General features: G+C 55.3%; 19 protein-coding genes. 10 read left to right on the top strand and 9 right to left on the bottom strand.

Annotated elements, in window-relative coordinates; translation table 11 throughout:
- The first annotated feature begins 179 nt into the window (after window positions 1-179).
- A complete protein-coding gene (locus ADIMK_RS18190) occupies window positions 180-1,553 on the top strand; it encodes a diguanylate cyclase domain-containing protein (protein ID WP_051693102.1) in 1,374 nt (457 codons plus the stop codon).
- A gap of 259 nt (window positions 1,554-1,812) precedes the next feature.
- Here ADIMK_RS18190 and ADIMK_RS18185 read toward each other — a convergent pair whose 3' ends face one another.
- The gene (locus tag ADIMK_RS18185) at window positions 1,813-2,706 is read right to left on the bottom strand and encodes a DMT family transporter (protein WP_036191146.1); all 894 of its coding nucleotides are present in this window, start codon (window positions 2,704-2,706) and stop codon (window positions 1,813-1,815) included.
- An 87-nt stretch (window positions 2,707-2,793) separates the two neighbouring features.
- Window positions 2,794-3,861 (bottom strand): 3-deoxy-7-phosphoheptulonate synthase, encoded by a 1,068-nt coding sequence (locus tag ADIMK_RS18180; RefSeq protein ID WP_036191144.1) that lies wholly within the window; start codon window positions 3,859-3,861, stop codon window positions 2,794-2,796.
- A gap of 273 nt (window positions 3,862-4,134) precedes the next feature.
- Between ADIMK_RS18180 and dsbD the strand changes: the two genes are divergently transcribed.
- Window positions 4,135-6,027, top strand: coding sequence for a protein-disulfide reductase DsbD (dsbD, locus tag ADIMK_RS18175; protein ID WP_051693101.1), 1,893 nt, complete (start codon window positions 4,135-4,137; stop codon window positions 6,025-6,027).
- Between the two features lie 3 nt (window positions 6,028-6,030).
- Here the strand turns inward: dsbD and ADIMK_RS18170 are convergent, their stop codons facing one another.
- Both ADIMK_RS18170 and ADIMK_RS18165 read right to left on the bottom strand, forming a co-directional pair.
- A complete protein-coding gene (locus tag ADIMK_RS18170; RefSeq protein ID WP_051693100.1) occupies window positions 6,031-6,747 on the bottom strand; it encodes a response regulator transcription factor in 717 nt (238 codons plus the stop codon).
- Window positions 6,748-6,757: 10 nt separating this feature from the next.
- Window positions 6,758-9,631 carry a cache domain-containing protein gene (locus tag ADIMK_RS18165; RefSeq protein ID WP_036191140.1) on the bottom strand — a complete coding sequence of 958 codons (2,874 nt, stop codon included), beginning with the start codon at window positions 9,629-9,631 and terminating at the stop codon, window positions 6,758-6,760.
- Between the two features lie 230 nt (window positions 9,632-9,861).
- On the opposite strand from ADIMK_RS18165, the gene ADIMK_RS18160 reads away from it, so the two are divergent.
- Complete coding sequence (locus ADIMK_RS18160) at window positions 9,862-11,490, top strand: acyl-CoA synthetase (RefSeq protein ID WP_036191138.1); 1,629 nt, start codon at window positions 9,862-9,864, stop codon at window positions 11,488-11,490.
- Between the two features lie 189 nt (window positions 11,491-11,679).
- Entirely contained in the window at window positions 11,680-13,095 is a 1,416-nt protein-coding gene (locus ADIMK_RS18155; protein ID WP_036191136.1) for a hypothetical protein, read from the top strand.
- 64 nt (window positions 13,096-13,159) lie between these two features.
- On the opposite strand, the gene ADIMK_RS18150 is transcribed toward ADIMK_RS18155, so the two are convergent.
- Together ADIMK_RS18150 and ADIMK_RS18145 are read right to left on the bottom strand one after the other, a co-directional pair.
- Window positions 13,160-13,705, bottom strand: a complete 546-nt coding sequence (locus ADIMK_RS18150) for a hydrolase (protein WP_036191134.1) — start codon at window positions 13,703-13,705, stop codon at window positions 13,160-13,162.
- Between the two features lie 28 nt (window positions 13,706-13,733).
- Window positions 13,734-14,294, bottom strand: coding sequence for a DUF2889 domain-containing protein (locus tag ADIMK_RS18145; RefSeq protein WP_036191132.1), 561 nt, complete (start codon window positions 14,292-14,294; stop codon window positions 13,734-13,736).
- 95 nt (window positions 14,295-14,389) lie between these two features.
- Between ADIMK_RS18145 and ADIMK_RS18140 the strand changes: the two genes are divergently transcribed.
- The gene (locus ADIMK_RS18140; RefSeq protein WP_051693099.1) at window positions 14,390-14,854 is read left to right on the top strand and encodes a GNAT family N-acetyltransferase; all 465 of its coding nucleotides are present in this window, start codon (window positions 14,390-14,392) and stop codon (window positions 14,852-14,854) included.
- Here the strand turns inward: ADIMK_RS18140 and ppsR are convergent.
- On the bottom strand, window positions 14,847-15,665 hold the full coding sequence (ppsR, locus tag ADIMK_RS18135) for a posphoenolpyruvate synthetase regulatory kinase/phosphorylase PpsR (protein ID WP_036191609.1): 819 nt from the start codon (window positions 15,663-15,665) through the stop codon (window positions 14,847-14,849). The two genes, ADIMK_RS18140 and ppsR, sit on opposite strands and share 8 nt — an antisense overlap.
- Before the next feature lie 229 nt (window positions 15,666-15,894).
- Between ppsR and ppsA the strand changes: the two genes are divergently transcribed.
- From ppsA to ADIMK_RS18115, 4 genes are all read left to right on the top strand, one after another.
- Entirely contained in the window at window positions 15,895-18,228 is a 2,334-nt protein-coding gene (gene ppsA, locus ADIMK_RS18130) for a phosphoenolpyruvate synthase (protein WP_051693137.1), read from the top strand.
- Window positions 18,229-18,380: 152 nt separating this feature from the next.
- A complete protein-coding gene (locus ADIMK_RS18125; RefSeq protein WP_036191128.1) occupies window positions 18,381-18,704 on the top strand; it encodes a 2Fe-2S iron-sulfur cluster-binding protein in 324 nt (107 codons plus the stop codon).
- On the top strand, window positions 18,701-19,921 hold the full coding sequence (locus ADIMK_RS18120) for an NAD(P)/FAD-dependent oxidoreductase (protein WP_036191127.1): 1,221 nt from the start codon (window positions 18,701-18,703) through the stop codon (window positions 19,919-19,921). Before ADIMK_RS18125 ends, ADIMK_RS18120 begins: the two co-directional genes overlap by 4 nt.
- A gap of 80 nt (window positions 19,922-20,001) precedes the next feature.
- Window positions 20,002-20,829 carry a CvfB family protein gene (locus ADIMK_RS18115; RefSeq protein WP_051693098.1) on the top strand — a complete coding sequence of 276 codons (828 nt, stop codon included), beginning with the start codon at window positions 20,002-20,004 and terminating at the stop codon, window positions 20,827-20,829.
- Here the strand turns inward: ADIMK_RS18115 and ADIMK_RS22240 are convergent.
- Together ADIMK_RS22240 and ADIMK_RS22235 are read right to left on the bottom strand one after the other, a co-directional pair.
- The gene (locus ADIMK_RS22240; protein ID WP_231517085.1) at window positions 20,795-21,343 is read right to left on the bottom strand and encodes a tyrosine-type recombinase/integrase; all 549 of its coding nucleotides are present in this window, start codon (window positions 21,341-21,343) and stop codon (window positions 20,795-20,797) included. The two genes, ADIMK_RS18115 and ADIMK_RS22240, sit on opposite strands and share 35 nt — an antisense overlap.
- A 216-nt stretch (window positions 21,344-21,559) precedes the next feature.
- Window positions 21,560-21,745, bottom strand: coding sequence for a phage integrase N-terminal SAM-like domain-containing protein (locus ADIMK_RS22235; protein WP_231517084.1), 186 nt, complete (start codon window positions 21,743-21,745; stop codon window positions 21,560-21,562).
- A 219-nt stretch (window positions 21,746-21,964) separates the two neighbouring features.
- Between ADIMK_RS22235 and ADIMK_RS18105 the strand changes: the two genes are divergently transcribed.
- Window positions 21,965-22,387: a hypothetical protein gene (locus tag ADIMK_RS18105; protein ID WP_036191124.1), complete on the top strand. Its 423-nt coding sequence runs from the start codon at window positions 21,965-21,967 to the stop codon at window positions 22,385-22,387.
- The last annotated feature ends 94 nt before the right edge of the window (window positions 22,388-22,481 follow it).

Raw genomic sequence — 22,481 nt, 5'->3', positions numbered from 1 at the left:
CGGCTATCTTAACGGCGTATTCCCTGAGCCGGAGGGTCCCTGTCAGCTCTACCGGCTCGCTTTAGGCCCGCGTATGCGGGCTTTTTTAGTTGAGCGGTATGTATTTAGGGTTAATATAGTAGCCAGGTTGTTACATTTTTGATTCACAGGCAGGATCGCTGGGTAGGAGTTACTTGCCGTTGAACTATAGCCAAAGACGACACCGCCTCATTCCTTATGCTGTGATTGCACTTTTGATTCTGGTTGGTGTTGGCATTACCGAATCGCTGCAAAAAGTCGTTACCGATCGTACCTTCCAATTGCAACGCACCGAAGCGTTCGGCGTGATATCTCAGCTTCGGGCCCAGCTGGAGTCTGAAATCAACAGTGTGCTCTACCTCAGCAGTGGCCTTATCAGTTATGTGACGGTTCAGCCCCGTAATGACCCAGAACAGTGGAAGGCACTGGCCGCCGAGATTGTCAGGGGCACGGAGCATGTGCGCAATATAGGACTGGCACCGGATAACGTGATCAGTTTTGTGTACCCCCTCCATGGAAATGAAGCTGCTCTGGGGCTCGACTATCGTAAAAACGAGAAGCAGTGGCCGGCGGTCAAAAAAGCGATCGATTCTGGCGGCATGGTGTTGGCCGGCCCCCTGAAGCTGGTTCAGGGCGGGTTGGGCTTGATTGCGCGCACGCCGATCTTTACCCACCCAGAGGGAGTCGAGGGGTCTCGATACTGGGGGCTTTCCTCCGTTGTGCTTGATGCCGACTCGCTGTTTCGTTCGTCGGGTATCCAAAACGATGTTTCCGGTTACGTTATCGCGATAAAGGGACGCGATGGGGCTGGGGAGTCGGGCGATATGGTCTTTGGCAGTGCTGACATCTATGATCAGGCCATCGCGAAAATGCGAATTTCCTTCCCGAATGGTCACTGGATTATCGCAGCCAAGCCTAATGCTACGTCTGGGGCGTTTTGGATGGGGCAGTATGTCGCACGGATTGTCGGATACAGTTTCCTCATCGTCCTTACGGTACTCCTGATCATATTGGTTAGGCTTTACCATGCCAGTGAGGGGGAGGCGATGCACGATCACCTTACCGGTCTGCCCAATCGGCGCCTGATGATTGAGCGGATCAACCAGTTGGCCGGTTTGCACGAGCGAACCGATATCAGTTTTGCGCTGTATTTTATCGACCTCAACAAATTTAAAGAGATCAATGACAATCTGGGGCACTCTGCGGGCGATGCTGTTCTGATTGAGGTTGGACGGCGGTTAAAAAACATAGTGCGTTCATCGGACACGGTAGCGCGCACCGGCGGTGATGAATTTATGGTGCTTCAGCCTGGGGTCAAGTCAGTAACCGCTGCTGAGTCTGTTATCGGTAAGATCGAAAGAGCGTTGGCAGAGCCCTTTCAATATATGTTCAGCCCGGTCGAAATATCAGCCGCCATCGGTGTGGCGATCTATCCGAACGATTCGGATACCGTCGACAAATTGATCATGATTGCGGATGACAGAATGTATGATCGCAAAGCAGAGCAAAAGCAGAAGGTTGGCTTTGTCGAATAAGCGCTTGTGTGAACTGTGCGGTGGAGGGGGGACAAAAAAAAGCCGCACAGTGTGTGCGGCGATACGATAACTAGAGATAAACGCAAGGAAAAGCAAAAAAAACCGAAAGGAGCGCGGGATCGAATCCTTACATCCGCGCGTGTACCCCAACAACAACAACAGGATGCACGCCCCTTCCGAATGCTTGTTATCCTAAAGTCGAATGCCCCCGGCGACAAATGATGCTTTGTCGGTGATTTATTGAATTAAACTCATCTATTTATACTGTCGGCGATGCGGCTTTTTGCACACCTCTTTGCTGACGAAGCGACAACACGGCATTAATCGTTATAGCGCCTACTATAAGAGCGCCCCCAAGCAGGGTCGGGCCAGGCAGCGACTCTCCGAGAATCCACCATACCCACACCGGGCCTAAAACGGTTTCAATTAGAAGAAAAAGGCTCACCTCTGCTGAGGGTAAGTGGCGCGTGGCGCTGAATATCAGGAGCGAGGCCAGCGGCATTTGCAGCAAACCCATCAGCGCCAACCAACCGTAGCTTGATGGCTCCAGTGCAAAGGGTGTCGAGACGGGCAGACACATGAGTGCCGTGACAAGTCCTGAGCCTGCGACCAGTGGTAGTCGAGGCAGTTCTGGCATACGCCGCAACAGTGTCAGCGCCGAAGCCATGACAAATGCCAGCAATAGGGCAAGCAGATCGCCTAGTTGGCCCGCCTGACCGAGCGATGAATAGAACACACAGAGCACCCCTGCGATAGCCACAAGAATCGAGATTAACGTGCGTTTCGAGGTTGACTCACGAAACAGGATCCAGGGGATTGCGGCTGCGAATAGAGGGGAACTCGCGAGGATTACCACCGTATTGGCCACTTGCGTATGGCTTATTGAGAGTACAAACAGTACTGAGCTCACGCCATAAAGCAGTGACGCAGCGAATGCGCCTAACCAAAGTCGCCGGCTGTCGGGCCATCGAATGGACCTGCGTCTCAGGAAGCAGATAAAGCCTGCGGAGAGCATTACAAGTGTGCCGCGCCATACACCGACATCGGCACCGTCGGCGTGTGCCAAACGGATCAGTAATGCATCAAAGCTGAGTACCAATACGCCGACGGTGGCCAGTATTATGCCGTGCTGACGGCTGGTTGAAGCTGTCATTTTTATAGTCCGGATTTGGTTGGGTCGGGTGGGGCTGCGGAGCGGGCGGGGTGTTGAGGGGCCCGCAGGGTGCAGGCCCCGGGTGTGTTAACGCTTGGGCAACACCTCTGCGAGTTTGTTGCTCATCTCTCGCAGGCTGTTCTCGGTAGTTTTCCAGTCGATGCAGGCATCGGTAACCGATACACCATACTTCAGATCTTCCAGTTTTTCAGGAATGGACTGGTTGCCCCACTCCAGGTTGCTCTCGATCATCAGGCCGATGATCGAGCGGTTGCCTTCTAGGATCTGGTTTGCCGCATTCTCGGCGACAAGCGGCTGCAGGCCCGGGTCCTTGCTGGAGTTCGCGTGGCTGCAATCGATCATGATGTTCTGAACCAGCTTGGCTTTCTCAAGCGCCTGTTCGCACAGTTTAACGCTGACCGAATCGTAGTTCGGCTTGCCATTGCCGCCGCGCAAAACAACGTGCCCGTATTGGTTACCGCGGGTGCGCAGGATGGACACCTTGCCCTCGGCATCAATGCCCAGAAAGCTGTGCGGATGACTGACCGACTTCATGGCATTGACCGCCACATCGAGTCCGCCGTCGGTGCCGTTCTTGAAACCTACGGCGCATGAGAGGCCGGACGACATTTCGCGGTGAGTCTGCGATTCGGTGGTGCGGGCGCCGATGGCCGACCAACTGATCAGGTCCTGAATATACTGCGGAGAGATCGGATCAAGCGCTTCGGTGGCAAGGGGCAGACCCATCTCGGTCAGGTCGAGCAGCAGTTTGCGCGCGATATGAAGACCCTCCTCGATATCGAAGGAGTCGTTCATGTGCGGGTCGTTGATCAGACCTTTCCAACCCACGGTTGTGCGTGGCTTCTCAAAATACACGCGCATCACCAGATAGAGCGTATCCTTGACCTCGTCAGCCAGCGCCTTGAGGCGACGACCATACTCCAGCGCTGCTTCCGGATCGTGAATGGAGCAGGGGCCGACAACGACAATCAGGCGCTTGTCTTCGTGATCAAGGATATTCTTGATCACCTGGCGTCCATTCATGACCATGTCGGCGGCCTTGTCGCTAAGCGGCAGCTTCGCCTTCAGCTCATCCGGAGTTACCAGTGCCGTTGTCGATTCGATGTTAAGGTCTTCTACGCGTATATCTGTCATGTTCCTATCCTGACGGCAATAAGGTAAGGCGTCATCTGACACCGAGGTGAATCTTTTTACCATATCCACGGCGCTATTACAGGTCTCCTTCGGTCGAATCCGGTTTCATATAACATTAACGGTCGCATTTATGTGCTGCGGCAATGTACCTCACGCCTGCGCAGGGGATCAGTGGTAAACTTGTCGAGCCTCCGAGGCGAACCCTGACAAAGCTTCAGGGTCATATTGTCATCGATCTTTTTGGGTGGAATAAGGAATAAGCGTTTGCGTGCTATGACAACGATGGGTCGTTCGATCATGTTTCGACTGGCAAGCCTGATTGCCTTCAGTGTCATCTCGTTTATCTCGACCCTGGCACACGCGGGGCTTTTCGATTCGATCAAAAGCAGCAACGCCCAGCCCCTGCCGGTGGAGGAAGCATACGTACTGCACGCCGACGCACAAGGACCGGGGCAAGTAGATCTGGTCTGGGAGATCGAGCCGGACTATTACCTGTACCTCGATAAGGTCGTGGTGACACCCGGCGAGGGTATTTCCGTAGTCGACCGCCGCAATGCACCCTCGGTGACCAAGGATGATCCACTTTTCGGTCAGGTCGAAGTCTATTACGACGAGGCGCGGGTAAGTCTGCTGCTTGGAACGGAAGGCGCGCGGGATCAGGGCGAACTGACGGTTACCTATCAAGGTTGCTGGGAGGGCGGCATCTGCTACCCGCCTGTCACGAAAACCGTCGAAGTGACGGATCTGGTGGCGGCCTCTGGGTTGCGCTGGTCCGATGATGACGGGGCGCTGCCTGAGCAATCCGATACTGCCGAGCCCGCAAGCACACTTTCACCGCCGGTTATCCCTGTATCCGAGCAGGACGTGTTCGCCGACCTGCTGGCTGGCACCTCCATTGTTGCGGTGTTGGGCGCGTTCTTCCTGGCGGGGCTGGCGCTGTCTTTGACGCCCTGCGTTTTCCCGATGATACCCATCCTCTCTGGTGTCATTGTCGGGCACGGCCACAAGATCACCACCGCACACGCGTTCCTGCTGTCATTGGTGTATGTATTGGCGATGTCACTGACCTACACGGTGGCCGGTGTGGTAGTGGGTCTGTTCGGCGCCAATGTGCAGGTGGCGTTGCAAAATCCTTGGGTAATATCGGTTTTTGCGGGCTTGTTTGTACTGCTGGCGCTGTCGATGTTCGGGTTCTACGAGCTGCAAATGCCCAAGTGGCTGCAGAGCCGCGTGAGCGAAGTGAGCTCGCACCAAAAGAGCGGTTCGATCTGGGGTGTCGCCGTGATGGGGCTTCTGTCGGCATTGATTGTCGGCCCCTGCATGGCGGCGCCACTTGCTGGCGCACTGATCTATATCGGCCAAACCGGTGACCCGATCATGGGTGGCGCTGCACTCTTTGTTCTGTCGCTGGGTATGGGCGTGCCACTGTTAGTGGTGGGAGCTTCAGCGGGCAAACTGCTGCCTCGGGCGGGTAGCTGGATGGAGGGCGTCAAGGCCGCGTTTGGCGTAGTACTGCTTCTGATGGCGGTCTGGATGCTCGATCGCATTCTGCCGGTTCAGGTCACCATGGTGATGGTTGGTGTCATCCTGATTATCAGTTCGGTGTACCTGAACGTGTTCGAGCGTCTCGGTGAGCATGCCAACGGTTGGCACCGACTTTGGAAAGGCTTTGGCATGATCCTGCTCGTATACGGTGCGGCGCTGTTGATCGGATTGCTGGCCGGCGGGCGTAGCCTTGTCTACCCGCTACAGGGGTTTGCTGCCAGTCAGGGTGGACAGTCGAGTGCTGTAGGACGTGCGCGCTCCGAACTCGGCTTCACGACTGTGACGCGGATAGAGCAACTTGAGCCACTGCTGGCGCAGGCGCGCAGCGCCGGGCAGCCAGTCATGCTCGATTTTTACGCAGACTGGTGTGTGAGCTGCGTTGAGCTCGAATATGTCACCTTCGCCGACCCAGGTGTGCAGCAACGTTTAAGCAGCTTTAAACTGATCAAGGTCGACGTGACGGCGAACGACGCCGATTCCAAGGCGTTGAATCAGCGTTATCAGGTTTTCGGGCCGCCGGTACTCTTCTTTTACGATAAAACCGGTCAGCAGCGGCCTGATATGACGATGGTTGGTGTGATTGACCCTGACGATTTTCTAGCGCGTACCGCCACGCTGTGATGATTACTCGCTACGCCACTCGACCTCAGATGTCAGAATATAACCGGCGCCATACACCGTTTTGATGATGGTGGGGTGGCGCGGTTCTTTCTCGATTTTTTTCCGAATGCGCGACATGCGCACATCAATGCTCCGGTCGAACGGATCGGCATACCCCTGCAGCAGTTGATCGCGCGAAAGTATCTGTCGCGGTGATCGCAGAAGTAGCGTAAGGAGCGCTGCTTCCGAGGCTGAGAGTATTTCGTTTCTGCCCTGATCATGGTGCCTTAGGGTGAGCGTGCTCGGATCAAACAGCCAGCCTGCGAACATCGCCTTGCGTGACTTGTCGCTGCGACTGGCGGCGGCTTCGATATGCTCCAGACGCCTGAACAGACTGTTAACCCGGGCGACAAGTTCACGCGGGTCGAACGGTTTGATCAGGTAGTCGTCCGCGCCGAACTCAAGCCCCAGTACGCGGTCGCTGGTACTGTCCCGGCCCGAAATGATGATGACCCCCAACCCCAGCGAGTCGCACAGCTGACGCACAATCGATATGCCGTCCATGTCGGGTAATCCCAGGTCGATGATGCATAGATCGGGTTTGCGGCGATTGAGCGCATGGGTTGCTTGGGCGCCGGTTTGGAATGTACGGGTGTCGTAGCCGTGGCGGATGAGTTCGGCCGAGATCAGCTCGCAGATATCGGTTTCATCATCAATGATGTAGACGAGTTTCTTTTGCACCTTGGTCTCTCTAGTTATCAGTGCCCATCTTTAGGGGCTGGCGTGCTTTGGGGCTTTGCAGGGCGTGCCCAAGCTGCTCTCGGGTGAAGGGCTTGCGCAGCATCGGCAGCATGTTGCAGTCGTCGGGGCGCTCGTCATGACGGGAGGCAAAACCACTGACAAGGACCACAGCCGCGTCGGGGTGTGACATGCGCAGGTGTCTGGCAACATCGAATCCATTCAGATCGCCGGGCATCACTATATCACTGACGACGCCTTTCAAATCAGGAAGGGTGTCGATCAATTCGCAGGCTTCAGTCGGGTCGCGGCACTCTATGACCTGATAGCCGAGTCCCGAGAGCTGGTCCCGTATGACTTCGCGGACGTCGTCTTCATCATCGAGAAGCAGTATCAGGCCCTTGCTTCTAGTGCTCTCATCGTTTGGCGTGTCGGAGGATGCCGGCATGGCCTGCTTGACGGGAGCAGAGGCTGGCAATAGCAGCGTCACGCAGGCACCGCCTCCTGTGTGGTTGGAGAGGGCAATATAGCCGTTACTCTGCTTGACGAAACCATACACCATGCTCAGGCCAAGGCCTGATGAGTTTTCCATCTTGCGCGTGGTAAAGAAGGGCTCGAACGCCCGCTCCATCGCCTCCTGACTGAATCCGCATCCGGTATCGCAGACGGTAATCTCGACATACTCGCCAAAGTCGACCTGTTCATCGAGCAGCAGGGTGGTGGTGACACTGCGATTGGACAGGTGAAAACGGATTTCGCCACCATCCGGCATCGCTGCACGGGCGTTGAAGGCGAGGTTTACCAGTGCATCTTCAAGCTGGCCCGGGTCTGCAAGCGGTTGCCGTAGGTCCTTATCGGCGACCATCATCTGCGTGATGTTAGAGGGAAGCGAACTCCCGATCAGTGCCGTGCATTCGGTCATGAGTGCATACAGGTCGATCCGGCTCGGCGAGAGTGGCTGGCGTCGAGCAAAGGCGAGAAGCCGTCGTGTAATGTCGGCCCCTCGGCGGGTGGCCCGTATGGCGGGTTCTATATGGCGCAGAAGCTCGGCTGGCGTTGCCGGGTTGTCCTGAATGGCGAGAAGATTTCCTTGAAGTATGGATAGCAAGTTGTTGAAATCATGAGAGAGTCCGCCCGCCAGCTGTCCAACGGTGTGCATGCGCTGGGCGACCTGAAGACGGCGTTCTCCCTCGCGCTCTGCGGTGATGTCCAGTGACAGGTTGATAAGGCCGAGCACCTTGCCGGGCTCAGGATCGAACGGCATCAGGGTGCGTTTGGTGATGCGTGTTTCACCGTTCAGTTCAAGCGGATACTCGAAGGTACTGGTTGTACCGTGCAGCGCTTTTTGAACTTGCGGGATGATGTCTTCATACATGCGTGTGCCGATAACCTCACGCAGGTGTTTGCCGATGACGTCCTGCTTGGACAGGCCGAACGCGGCAACATACCCCTCATTCACAAAGATATAGTTCTGTTGGTTGTCGATGTAGGCGATCTGCGCCGGCAGCGCATCGAGTATTAAGCGCTGGCGCTCTTCGACAAGTTTAAGGTTCTGACTGGCGGCGCTTATATCGTCCATCGCCTGACTCAACTGGCGGTTACGCTGGTCCAGTTCCCGGGTGCGCTCGCCGACCTTTTCATCCAGTTGGCTGATGTTCTGTCGAAGCCGGTCCACCATGCGATCAAAGGCCCTGGCGAGAACACCGATCTCGTCATCGCGATGTATTTTGGTGGTGGCATCCATCTCGCCACTGCTGATCCGTGAGGCGGTTTCCGACAAGTGTCGTATGGGGCGGGTGACAACGTTGACAAAGACAAAGGCGAGAATGCTGGCCGCAAGCAGGGCGATGGTCGCGATCACCATGATGCGATCAGTTAGCACCTGTGAGCTTGCCTGCAGCTCGTCCAGATAGATGCTTGAGCAGATATACCAGTCGAACCCCGGCAGGTAGCGCACCAGCGAAACCTTCTCATAGATGTAGTTGCCGGGATCGGTGGGCCTGTCCCATTTGTAGTACAGCTCTTTGCCTGTCTCGGCGACCGAAATCAGCTCCTGCAGGATGGTGTTGTCGGTTACCGGATTCTTAAGTGTACGGAACATCGCGCCATCGATGTTCTGGTTAGGGTGTACCAGCATGCGGCCGCTACCGTCGAATATAAACAGATAGCCTGTGCTGGCGATTTTGATCTCGGCGAGTGCTTCGCGAAGTTCGGCAAGCGCACGTTCGCGACGCGCCGATACCTCCGCTTCAACATCGTCTATGTAGACGCCTGCTCCAAGCACGAAGTGCCACTGAGGGAAATACTTCACATACGAGAACTTCTCCAGCTTGCGCTCTTCGTTCAGGCGGTTCCATCGATAGTTATAAAACCCTTCTCCGTCGGCGATAGCCGCTTTCAGTACGGATGGAATGATCGGGTGACCGCTTTCGTCGACGAATTCGTAAACGCTGCGCCCGCGGTAGGCAGGGTCTGGGTGTGACACCAGCATAAAGTCTTCATCGGCGACCCAAACGTAATCGTCATCGCCGTAAGTGAGATCGCTCAGCTGGGTGAAAACATAGTCCCGCGCCTGTACGTCCGTCATGCCCGACTGCGTGGCCAGTGTGTACTGCTTTGAATATAAAAAGGCGGCGGAGTCGACCACTGCCCGCAGGCGCTGACGGTGGGATTCCAGCACCTGCTGGCGGTATTCCTCGGAGCTGGAATACATCTTATCGGCCAGTTCGAATACGTTATTGAGCGCAATGCGGCTGGCATTTCGCTCGATTTCGAACACTTTGCTTTTGATCAGGGGGACAGAGTAGAGATAGAACGCCGCAATGATCGCCGCGATGATGGCGAACATGACCAGTAAGAAACGTTGAGTGAGGCTGGATTTGAGCACGTACAGATCCACGGCGGTTGTTATAGTGGCTATCAGGGTTTGCCCTGAAGCGTTTTCTGCCCGTATCGCACCATATTATCCCAGTTTGTACCCCTGAAAAGCGGCTTGATACATTTCGTTAGAATTCGGCAAAAGTGTCGAAAAACTCCTGTCCTAGTGTCTTTCCCTATCTTGCCCCACCCCTCAATTCCAGTACGCCGGCAGAGATAACAATAACGAGGTTCTTACATATGTCTGCAACGACCACGAGTATCTTTGATCAGCAGCTCGATCAGAATAACGCAAACTACGCCACGCTTACGCCTGTCAGCTTTCTTGAGCGCTCCGCTCAAGTGCACCCCCAGCGCACCGCCATCGTTCACGGTGACGTGAGACGCACCTGGCACGAGACCTGGATGCGCTGCCGCCGTCTGGCGAGTGCGATTCAGCGTTTGGGAATCAATCCTGGCGAGACCGTTTCGATCATCGCGCCCAACATTCCTGAGCATTATGAGGCTCACTTTGGCGTACCGATGAGTGGCGCTGTGCTTAACAGCATCAATACGCGACTGGATCCTGAGGCGGTTGCCTTCATCATGGAGCATGCGGAAACCCGTGTACTGCTGGTGGATCGCGAATTCTCGAAAGTTGTCTCCCGTGCGCTCAAGCTGATGTCGCGCCACCCGATAGTGATCGATATCGACGACCCTCAGTATGAAGGGGGGGAGCTGATTGGCCAGATGACCTATGACGCACTGCTCGACAAGGGCGACGAGAGTTTCAATTACCTGCCTCCGGATGATGAGTGGCGTGCCATCACGCTCAATTACACATCGGGCACCACAGGCAACCCAAAAGGCGTGGTCTATCACCATCGCGGTGCCTACCTGAATGCGCTGAGCAATATCGTGTCATGGGGTATGAGTGATAACCCTGTCTATCTCTGGACGTTGCCGATGTTTCACTGCAACGGCTGGTGTTTCCCCTGGGCAATTGCGGCGATCAGCGGCACCAACGTCTGTCTGCGTCAGGTGCGTGTCGAGCCAATATTCGAGCTGATTCGCGATGAGAAGGTGAACCACTTCTGCGGCGCGCCGATTGTGTTGAATATGTTGAACTCAGGGCCCGAGGCGCTGAAGGCTTCGATTAAGCACAAGGTTAAAGTGATGACCGCAGGAGCTGCGCCCCCAGCCTCGGTTATCGAAGGTATGGAGGAGCTTGGCTTTTCGGTTACGCATGTCTATGGCCTGACTGAAACCTACGGCCCCAGTGTAATCTGCGCATGGAAGGATGAGTGGGACGAGCGCAGCCTGACCGAGCGCGCGCGCTTGAAATCCCGTCAGGGTGTGAAGGCGCCGGTGATGGAGGGGCTGATGGTGGCTGATCCCGTGACGCTTGAGCCGGTACCGGCCGATGGCGTTACCATCGGTGAGGTGATGATGCGTGGCAATCTGGTGATGAAAGGGTACCTGAAAAACCCGACTGCCACTGAAGAGTCGTTTGAAGGTGGGTGGTTCCATTCCGGCGATCTGGCGGTGTGCCACCCCGATCACTACATCGAGATCAAGGACCGCTCCAAGGATGTGATTATCTCCGGCGGCGAGAACATCTCCAGTATCGAAGTCGAGGATATCCTCTACCGCCATCCGAAAGTGCGGGAGGCCGCTGTTGTCGCCAAGCCCGACGAGAAGTGGGGCGAAACCCCCTGTGCGTTTATAGCGGCGGACGGAGAGGTTACGGCCGAAGAGATTATCCAGTTCTGTCGTGAAAACATGGCGCACTTCAAGGTGCCGAAGACCATCGTATTTGGTGAACTGCCCAAGACCTCAACCGGGAAAATACAGAAGTTCATGCTGCGCAATCGGACCAAAGAGATGTAAGGGTTCACGGACTCATGGTGATGACCAGGCACCCCATTCCTGGCTGCTTTCGGGCGCGCTAATCGCGCCCGTTTTTTTGCGTGGAGCCGTTACATTTCGTTGGGATTGCGAAAAATTTGCGACGCATTCAGAGGGTCTACTAGCGCTGTACTCCGCTAAACGCATACACAAGAATAAAGGAAAACCAATATGCCGATTCTGAACCGCGAACATGGCGCGGAGCAGCCGTACTGGCCGCTCGGTCCATTCCAGGTACGATTACCGCTTATCCATTACCGCCTCGAGATGCCCGAAGTGATTCAGGGCTTGATCATGTTTGTGGTCGGCCTGGCCATGATCCCGCTGCTGGAAACCTATCTGGGCATGCCATATGAGGCGGCGCTGGCCTTCACGTTCATAGCAGGCCTGGGTTATATCCTGCCTTCATTGCTGGGTGTACCGCTGGTGCCGGGCTGGATTACACCTGCAATACCGGTGGTGCTGTTGTACCTCAAAGGATTTGAACCGGGGCCTGAGGCGATCAAAGCGATGTTTGCGCTGCAGCTTGAAGTGACGCTGATCTTCCTCTTTCTGGGCGTGACCCGTTTGGGTTCGAAGCTTGTCGATGTCATACCCAACTCACTGAAATCGGGCATTATCATCGGCGCTGGTATCGCTGCACTGATGGGTGAGCTGAAAACCGGCGGGCGTATCGACTCCACACCGATCTCTCTACTGCTGGGCGCGATCATCTCCGCGTATATTCTGTTCTCGCTCTCGTTCAAAAACGTTGTAAACGCAAGCCCGCTGGCCAAGCGCATCGCCAACTTCGGCATGATTCCGGGGATGGTTATTGCCATGGTCATTGGCTGGACCTCTGGCGAGTACGCGACGCCCAATATCGAGTGGGGTATCACTCAGCCCGATTTCGCCTTGATGTGGCAGTACCTGACCTTCACTGTCGGCTTTCCGGGTTGGGATGTGTTCCTGCTGGCGATACCGACGGCGGTTATCGCCTATGTTATTGCCTTCGGTGACATCATTGTCGGCTTTACGTTGGTTAAGCGAATCGACCACCTGCGTGCCGATGAGAAGATCGACGGCAGCGTAGACCGTGTTCACCTTGTGACTGCATTGCGTAACCTGCTGCACGCATTTTTGGCACCCTGGCCAGGCTTGGCCGGGCCGCTATGGACAGCCGCTCATGCGACCGTTGCCGAGCGCTACGCCATGGGTCGCAAGGCGATGGACTCGATCTACAGCGGTGGAGGCTCCTTCTGGGTGACCGGTTTCGTAGCGCTGTTCATTCTGCCGCTGGTCACGCTGTTCAAGCCGGTGTTGCCCATCGCGCTGTCGCTAACGCTGATACTGACGGCGTATATCTGCATCATGGTGGGTATGGAGCAGTTGAAGAACCCGACCGAGCGCGGTGTCGCCGGCATTGTGGCGGTTACCCTCGCCATGCCGGATCCTAAGTCCACTGTGTATGCCGTGGCGATCGGATTGATCCTGTATTTCCTGATTGAGCGTCCTAAGCTGTTTGGCAAGCATGCACCTGAAGATGAGGTGATATTCGCCGACGGAGCGGAGGAGTCGCCCGCGAAAGAGCGCGCAGAGGTCTCCTGATACGCCTTCATTAAAAAGCCCGCATCGGTTCTGCCGGTGCGGGCTTTTGTGTGCCTGAGGTGTTCTAGCGCAAAAACTCGCGGCTGATCTGGCGGAAGCGATCATCGCCTGCTTTGCGTAGCCACTCGAAGGCGACCATTTCACGGGTCACGATCTGTACGCCGTTCTGACGCAAACGGGCCAGGGCGGCGGCCTTGTCTGAGGGGCTGCGCGATCCGACGCAATCCTCGACCACGAAAACCTCACGGGCCTGCTGCTTGAGCTCCATGGCCGTTTGCAGTACGCACACATGGGCTTCAATACCCGCGATTACTATCTGTTCGGCTTTCACGCTGTTGATGGCGTCGGCACAGGCCGTCTCAGACACGCATGAAAACGCCATCTTGGCGAAGATCTGCTCTTGCGGTACGCGCTGGCGCAGTACTTCAATCGTACCGCCCAGGCCTTGGGGGTATTGTTCGGTGGCGATAACCGGTATGTGCAGTCGATTGGCCACATCGGTCAGCCAGCCGCAGTTATCGATAAGGTGTGCGGCGTCATCGATGGCCGGCACCAGCTTTTCCTGCACATCGACCAACAGGAGCAGCGATCGATCGGGATGAATCAGCATCGTGTTATCTCCTTAAAACAATAAAAGCTTAGCCTTCGTTCTTGTTCGGATCATAGTGCATGGGCCAATACGACTTGACGACATCCGAGTCTTGAGCGAAAGCGTGGCAACTGTTCAGCATCGGCGGCGGTGTGGAGCCTGTGTGCCAGTCCTCAAGGTATTGGCGCTCTTGATGCGTCGACTGGAAGGCCGTGGTGGCGAGCGGCCCCAGCAGCTCAAGCAGATGCGTACAGCCCTGCGTGCCGCCAAAGAGTTCCCGGGTTTTACGGGTAAACCCCGGTGCTATCTGCAAACCCTTCAGTAGGCTGAAACGCTCGGCGATAGACGGACACATCCTGAAGGGTGTGTGATCCATAACTGCTTCGGCTTCGAGTATGTTGAGGTCCAGGTCGACGGTGATTCGGATCGCCATTTCATGGAGTGCCTGACCGGCAGGCAGCAGTCCGCCTTCATGCATCTCCATATCGTAGGACTTGGTGTCGAGCAGGTAAGCTTCGATATCCCAAAGGCCGTCTGTGCGTTTATAACCCCGGCAGCTAACCTGGCGGGTATGAGAAAGGGTGCGTTCGACCGGCTCGGACAGGGGCATAGGGACTCCTGTAGACTGTTCTAGAAACCCGTCATTATGCCAGAAGGGATCGATAAGGTTTTGTATTCTATTGCATCATTATGGAAACAGTATAAATGCCTGATTCAACAATTCAGTGGCAGGTGCGCCTGTACAGTGCATTTAGCCTTCATGAGCTTGAGGCGTGGCTGGCGCTAAGACAGCAGGTATTTGTAGTAGAGCAGAATTGCCCCTATCCGGACATTGATGGCCGCGACGCTCAGGCGCTGCATCTTTGCGGCTACGACGAAGACCGATTGGTCGCCGGTGCACGTCTGTTTGCACCTGAGGGGATCAGCGGAAGCCGCATAGGGCGGGTGGTGGTGGCGCCGGACGCTCGCGGGATTGGGCTTGGGCGAATATTAATGCAGCAGGCCATGCTTGAGTGCGAGGCGCGGTGGCCGGGGCAGGCTATTCTGGTCTCGGCCCAGGCCCACCTCCAGTCGTTTTATGCATCGCTTGGATTTGATGCAATAAGCGGGATCTACGATGAAGACGGGATCCCGCATATCGACATGAGATGCGAAAGAGGGCTCAGTTAAGCCGGCGAATCAGCCCGGTATGGGCGATGATGCGGGTCGATATCTCCTCAATGGAGAAGTTGGTGGTATTGATAAACGGCAGGTCCTGCTGTTGGAACAAGCGCTCAACTGTGCGCACCTCGAAATCGCACTGATCAAGCGACGCATAGCGGCTGTTTGGCCTGCGTTCATGACGGATGGCGGCTAGCTGAAACGGATCGATTGTCAGGCCGTAGAGCTTGTGCCGGTACTTTTGCAGCACATCAGGAAGCCTGGGTGATTCAAGATCTTCATCGGTGAGCGGGTAGTTGGCCGCGCGCACGCCGAACTGTAATGCCATATAGAGACAGGTTGGCGTTTTCCCGCAGCGGGATACGCCGACAAGGATAATATCGGCACGGTCATACTGTTGAGTGCGTGCGCCGTCGTCGTTGTCGAGCGCAAAGTTCACCGAGTCGATCCTGTCCTTGTAGCGGTTCATCTCGATGATGCCGTGAGACTTGCCGACGGTGTAGGAGGAGTGCGTCTTGAGTTCTTTCTCCAGGGGCTTGAGGAAGGTCGAAAACACATCGATCTTGAAACCGTTGCTACTGGCTAGCAGATCACGAATATTCTCATTAACGATGGTGTCGAGCACGATGGCAGGTTCGCCATCCGATTCGCTGGCAGCGTTGATCTTCTCAACCGCCGCTTGTGCTTTCTCCACAGTGTCGATATAGGGCAGGGTGATTTTATGGAAGGTAATGCCTTCAAACTGGGAGAGTAGGCTGTTACCTAACGTTTCGGCGGTGATACCGGTTCCATCGGAGATAAAAAACGCAGTTCTTTTCATGTTGCGAGGCTCAAAATCGGTCAAATCCCGATCAGTTCTGTACGGGTATTTTGGCGGCAGGTTCGGCGATTTTTGTAAAAAAATTACATTTTTTCGAACCGGCGATTTTTGTTTTCAGCTAGGTTATCATCCATGCCTTCAGTAAAAATAACAATAATTATTCAGGTAGACGTTCAACTCAGGAGAAACGGCTTTGCGGCAATACGTACTGCGCCTGGATCAAGCAGGCATGGGGGATGTAGAAAAGGTTGGCGGTAAAAACGCCTCCCTTGGAGAGATGATCAGTCAGCTGAGTGATGCAGGTGTGCGAGTGCCGGGTGGCTTCGCGACAACTGCACAGGCGTATCGGGATTTCCTCGAACATGGTGGCCTCGCTGACAAAATCAATTCGGCACTCAATGAGCTCGATGCGGAAGATACCCGCGCGCTCATCGAGACCGGCAGCCAGATCCGCCGCTGGATCATGGATGCCGAATTCCAGCCCGAGCTGGACGCTCAGATCGAACAGGCCTGGGCTGAAATGTCCGCCAATAACCCTGAAATGGCAGTTGCCGTTCGCTCTTCTGCTACAGCAGAAGACCTGCCGGACGCGTCTTTCGCCGGTCAGCAGGAAACCTTCCTGAATATTCGCGGGCTTGAGAACATCAAGCACGCTATCAAAGAGGTGTTCGCTTCCCTCTATAACGACAGAGCGATCTCCTACCGTGTACATAAAGGCTTTACCCACGCTGAAGTGGCACTCTCTGCCGGTATTCAGCAGATGGTGCGCAGCGAAACCGGCGCATCCGGCGTCATGTTTACGCTGGATACCGAGTCAGGCTTCCAGCATGTTGTCTTTATCACCGCCGCGTACGGCCTTGGTGAAACTGTCGTACAGGGTGCGGTAAACCCCGATGAGTTTTACGTCTACAAGCCGACGCTGGCGCAGGGAACTCCGGCAATTCTGCGCCGCACCCTGGGCTCTAAAGCGATCAAGATGATCTACACCGACGATGGCGCTGCGGGACGCGCGGTTGAAACCGTCGATGTTCCGATGAAAGACCGTCAGCGCTTCTGTATCTCTGATGCCGATGTGGAGCAGCTTGCACGCATCGCCGTGATCATCGAAAAGCACTATGGCCGTCCGATGGATATCGAGTGGGCCAAAGATGGCGATGACGACCAGTTGTACGTGGTTCAGGCGCGTCCTGAAACCGTGCGCAGTCAGGGCAACGCAACGGTAATCGAGCGTTACCTGCTGAAGGAAAAAGGCAAGATTCTGGTTGAAGGCCGTTCCATCGGTCATCGTATCGGCTCGGGCCCCGTGCGCATCGTCAGCGGACTGGATGCGATGCACGAAGTGCAACCCGGTGATGTACTGGTCACCGACATGACCGACCCGGACTGGGAACCGGTCATGAAGCGTGCGGCCGCCATTATTACCAACCGTGGCGGGCGCACCTGCCATGCAGCGATCATCGCTCGTGAGTTGGGTATTCCGGCTATCGTCGGATGTGGTGATGCGACCGAACGACTGAGCAACGGCCAGGACGTGACGGTATCTTGTGCGGAAGGCGATACTGGCCGCGCCTATGAAGGCAAGCTGGCTTTTGAACACCAGACCAACAGTGTCGGGTCGATGCCGAACCTGCCGTTCCACGTCATGATGAACGTCGGTAACCCAGACCGTGCCTTCGACTTCCAGGCGCTGCCTAATGCCGGTGTTGGCCTTGCGCGTCTTGAGTTCATCATCAACCGCATGATCGGCGTACATCCCAAGGCACTGCTGAACTTCAACGATCAACCCCGTGATGTAAAACAGATCATCGAACGTCGCATCGCCGGTTATGCAAGCCCGGTGGATTTCTACGTCGACAAGCTTGTCGAAGGTATCTCGACGCTGGCCGCCGCCTTCTATCCGAAGAAGGTGATCGTGCGCATGTCTGACTTCAAATCCAATGAATACGGCCATTTGATCGGCGGTGATCGTTACGAGCCCAGCGAAGAGAACCCGATGCTCGGTTTCCGCGGTGCGGCGCGCTACATCTCCGACGACTTCCGCGATTGCTTCGAACTCGAATGCCGCGCACTCAAGCGTGTGCGTGACGAGATGCGACTGACCAACGTCGAAATCATGGTGCCGTTTGTGCGCACACCCGGAGAAGCGAAGCAGGTGGTCGATCTGCTGGCCGACAATGGTCTGCGCCGCGGTGATAACGGTCTGCGCCTGATCATGATGTGCGAGATACCGTCCAACGCCTTGCTGGCTGAACAGTTCCTGGAACACTTCGACGGATTCTCCATCGGCTCAAACGACCTGACCCAGCTGACGCTTGGCCTTGATCGTGACTCCGGCATCATCGCGCACCTGTTCGATGAGCGTAATGAGGCAGTCAAGAAGTTGCTGGGCATGGCGATCGACGCTTGCCGCAAGTCCGGAAAATATATCGGTATCTGCGGTCAGGGACCGTCAGATCATCCTGATCTGGCCCGTTGGCTGATGGAGAAAGGCATCTCAAGCGTGTCGCTCAACCCGGACTCGGTACTTGATACCTGGTTCTTCCTCGCAAACGAAAAGCCCTGATTTTTAAGGGTTAATCGCCGTAGCCAGTGGGGCCGGAATGGACAGACCGGCCCTACTGACTCTATCTTCTAAGGTATAACAGATGCCTTTCCTGGCATTGTTGCGGACCTGTGCCCGAACGTGACGGCACACCCACCAGACAGGATGAGAAGATGGTCAAAATCACGTACGTTGAAGCAGATGGACGCCGCTACGAAGTTGAAGCGCCGGAGGGCTGGAGCCTGATGGAAGCGGCATTTCAAAATGGCGTTGAAGGCATCGAGGCCGAGTGTGGCGGTGCGTGCAATTGCGCGACATGTCACGTCTATTTCGACGAGCGCTATATCGACAAAGTCCCACAGCCCAGTGCAACAGAAGACGAGATGCTTGAATGTACGGCCGCCGAGCGCAGGTCGAACAGCCGGCTGTCCTGTCAGATAGAGCTGACATCGGAGCTTGACGGCATGGTGATCAACCTGCCGGATACACAGATATGACCGATGCGGGCATCGTCATTGTCGGTGGCGGCCACGCAGGATTAAGCATCGCCGAGGCGCTGCGGCGAAAAGGCTATGAAGGCCGACTACAGCTATTAAACGCCGAAGCCGGTCTTCCTTATCAGCGCCCGCCACTGTCCAAGCAGTTTCTAAAAGGGGAGTGGGATGAAGCGCGTCTTGTCCAGCGCAATGCCGGGTTTTATACCAAACAGCGTATTGAGCGGCTTAGCAGCGCTAAAGTCATCTCCATAGACCCCGCGCAGCACACACTCAGCCTTGAAAACGGCGCCCAACTGCACTGGCAAAAACTGGCACTGGCCATGGGCTCGAGGCTGCGCCGGTTGGCAGTGCCCGGTAGCGATGCCAGAGGCGTTTACTACCTGCATTCGCTTCACCACGCCCTGGCGTTGCGCGAGGCGATGACTAAGGCCAGGCGCATCGTGGTGATCGGCGGTGGTTTTATCGGGCTGGAGGCCGCCTGCGCGTTTGCCTCCGCCGGAAAACAGGTAACCCTCCTTGATCGGGCCGATACACTGCTATCACGCTCGGCCAGTACGCCTGTTGCGTCTTACCTGCAGCAACTGCACAGCGGGAAGGGCGTGCAGATTGAAAACAGGGCAAGAGTTACCGAAATTGCAGTCAGCAACGCAGAGGTCAGCGGGGTGCGGCTGGATGACGGTCAGTTTTTCGCAGCAGATATAGTGCTGGTAGGGATAGGTGTCGAGCCAGAGGTGGCATTGGCAGAGATGGCCGGCCTTGCCTGTAGTGACGGGGTTCAGGTAGATGCGTACTGTCTAACTTCACACCCCGATATTGTCGCCGCTGGGGACATAGCCCGTTTCCATCACCCATTGTACAACCGTTCGGTTAGACTGGAGTCGATCCAAAATGCGGTTGAGCAGGGCAAGCACGCGGCAGGCACCCTGTTGGGCATGCGTGACGAATACCGTGCAGTGCCCTGGTTCTGGAGTGACCAGTACGATACTAAACTTCAGATTGCCGGCTTGTCGGCAGATCATGACCTTGAAGTGATTCGGGGTGACGAGCACAGCGGCCGGTTTTCCGTATTCTGCTATGCACAGAAGCAACTCGTGGCCGTTGAAACACTCAACGCACCGGCTGATCACATGATCGCCCGGCGGCTGATTCAGGCCGGTGTATCGCCCAAACCGGACGATGCCGCCAATCCTGATTTCGACCTGCGCTCACTGCTTTAGATCGCCAGCCCTTCGTGGCGAGGATTATGCCGTGTTACAGTAACGCCCCAATGATGCCCACCCGCGAAAGAGACAGATACGTGATCGAGATTGGAAAACTCAACAGACTCAAAGTTGTGCGCGAAGTACCCTTCGGCGTCTATCTCGATGGCGGCGATGCCGGTGGCATCCTGCTGCCTAAGCGCGAGGTGCCTGAAGGGTGCCAGCTGGGCGACCGATTGCAGGTGTTCGTTTATCTGGATTCGGACGATTTCCTGGTTGCATCAACCCGCAAGCCGAAAGCGATGGTGGGTGAGTTTGCAAGCCTCAAGGTTACCGATGTGAACAAGGTTGGTGCCTTTCTGGATTGGGGGATGCCCAAAGAGCTGTTCCTGCCGTATGGCGAACAGTTACGTCCGCTCACCGTCGGCGACTGGTGTACTGTTTATCTCTATATCGATAACACCGACCGCATTGCCGCCTCGGCGAAAACCGAACGTTTCCTTGAAAAGAGCCCGACCGACCTGAGCGTGGGGCAGCTTGTCGAGCTGCTCATACTGCGCCGTACGGATCTCGGCTATCAGGTTATTATCGATCACCGTTATCAGGGCCTGCTGCACCATCAAGACCTGTTCCGCGACGTGCGTGCCGGCCAGAAACTCACTGGCTTTATCAAGCAGGTAACGCCCGAAGGCAAGATTGATGTGATGCTGGATAAACCGGGCTACGCCCGTGTCGATCCGCTCGCGCAGAAGATCCTCGACTACCTCGAAGCCCACAACGGCCATTGCCCCCTAGGCGACAAGAGCGAACCAGACGCGATCCGCGACACCTTCGGCGTGAGCAAGAAAGCCTACAAGATGGCGCTTGGCTCGCTTATGAAGGCAGGACGGATCACTCAGGATGAGCAGGGTGTGCATCTGACTTAAGCGCATGAGCGTAGATCTCCTTTATCTTTACGTCGGCATGGCCCAGTTGTTGTACTGTCCGAATATCGGCGCCTGACTGCAGAAGATGAGTGGCAAAGGAGTGTCGCAATGTATGGCAGGATACCGCCTTTCGAATCCCTGCATTTTGAGCTGCTTTCTTCACGAGTTTATTAAGGTTATGCTCATCGAAGCGGTGTCGCCGTAGACGGTCGTTTTCAGGATCGACACTCAGACGAGACGCAGGGAAGAGATAATGCCAGCCAAGGTCAAAAGGCGCAGAGGGATATTTGCGGGCCAATGCATCCGGCAACCAGACGCCGATATAGTTCTCGATCACCATGTCGCGCGGAAAAACCACCTCTACCATTTTCACCTGCTCTCGCAAGGGAACCAGCAACTCCTCAGCGAGCGTCACCAACCGGTGTTTGCCGCCTTTTCCAAACATCACCCGGATCTGTCGGTAGTCGAAATCGATATCCTTGATTCGCAGACGCACCAGCTTGATACGGCGCAAATCCGAACCTTACAGAAGCGCCGCCATCAGGTAATAAAGGCCGTTAAGCTGCGACGGCAAAGCCGTAACTTTAGCAGCGGTCAAAACCACAGCCAGTTTGCGCTGTCGCGGGGAGCGGTTAAAACCCGACAAGTCGCCTACTGTTTACCCCAGGAACTTAGTCTTGAAAAATACAGTTACATTCAACGCCAAGGCCTGAGTACCTGCCGAGACATTTCATTCGGTTGCCAGATAGGTGAGAAAACGCTTGGTCTCGTCATCACCAAAATCAGATGGATGACGTTTACTGCAGACCAGAATGAAAAGCTTGACCCAGTACAGATAGGAATCAATCGTCCGTCGACTGTAGCGCTGTACCCGCATGAAATCTTCGACCAATCTGAGAAAAGGCGACCTCGCCATGTGCAACACCTCATCCATGAAATGTGTGCGGGACGTTATACCCTCTGGAAGGGTGGACGTCGAGAGGGAATACCCCGCGAGAGGATGAGCGGCCTTATGGATATTGAATTTGATTGTGGAATCAGAGGGTTACTAATTCCAGACAAAATTAATCAGGAACTAAAGGGGTTTACCCCCTAATAATTATTATGGGGCCGAAGGCCCCATTAACAGGCTGTTATGGGTAAAATTAGAGTGAGAGAACCGCTAATAGTTTTTTTCATATTGTTACTTGCCGGATGTGGTGAGGCACAGTTCTATAAACACCTGCAATATGAAAATAAATCAGTTAAAGCAGAGAATGTCTCAAATGAAATAATTGAAGAGACAGCCAATGAGCTTGGTTACAACCATTGTGATGATGGCATAGGCTACTGTAAAGGACAGGTATATTATTTCTCGATTAAACAGGTTTCAACTCAAGGATTTGAGCTTGTGTTTTTTCATTCGTTCGGCGGGTATCCTGGGCCAGAGAATAAAAACGTAAGTGATTTCGCGTCTGCTTTGGGTAGCAAATGTGGTGCCTGCGTTATAAAAGAAAAAGAAAGCAGCTCTTGGGGTTTCCATGATGAAGAAACAGACTGGGTGCAAGTACACCCATAACAAGGCACAGCAGTCGCTCCCGTTGGTCGCTGGGACCGCCAAAACGCTGCGCTTATTTGCCGGCCCCTGTGTGCGGCGTTAGGCAAAAGGAGGT

The sequence above is a fragment of the Marinobacterium lacunae genome (genome assembly GCF_000705555.1).
Classification (GTDB): Bacteria; Pseudomonadota; Gammaproteobacteria; order Pseudomonadales; family Balneatricaceae; genus Marinobacterium_D; species Marinobacterium_D lacunae.
The sequence above is the reverse complement of the archived record's forward strand: the minus strand, read 5'-3'. Positions and strand labels throughout refer to the sequence as shown.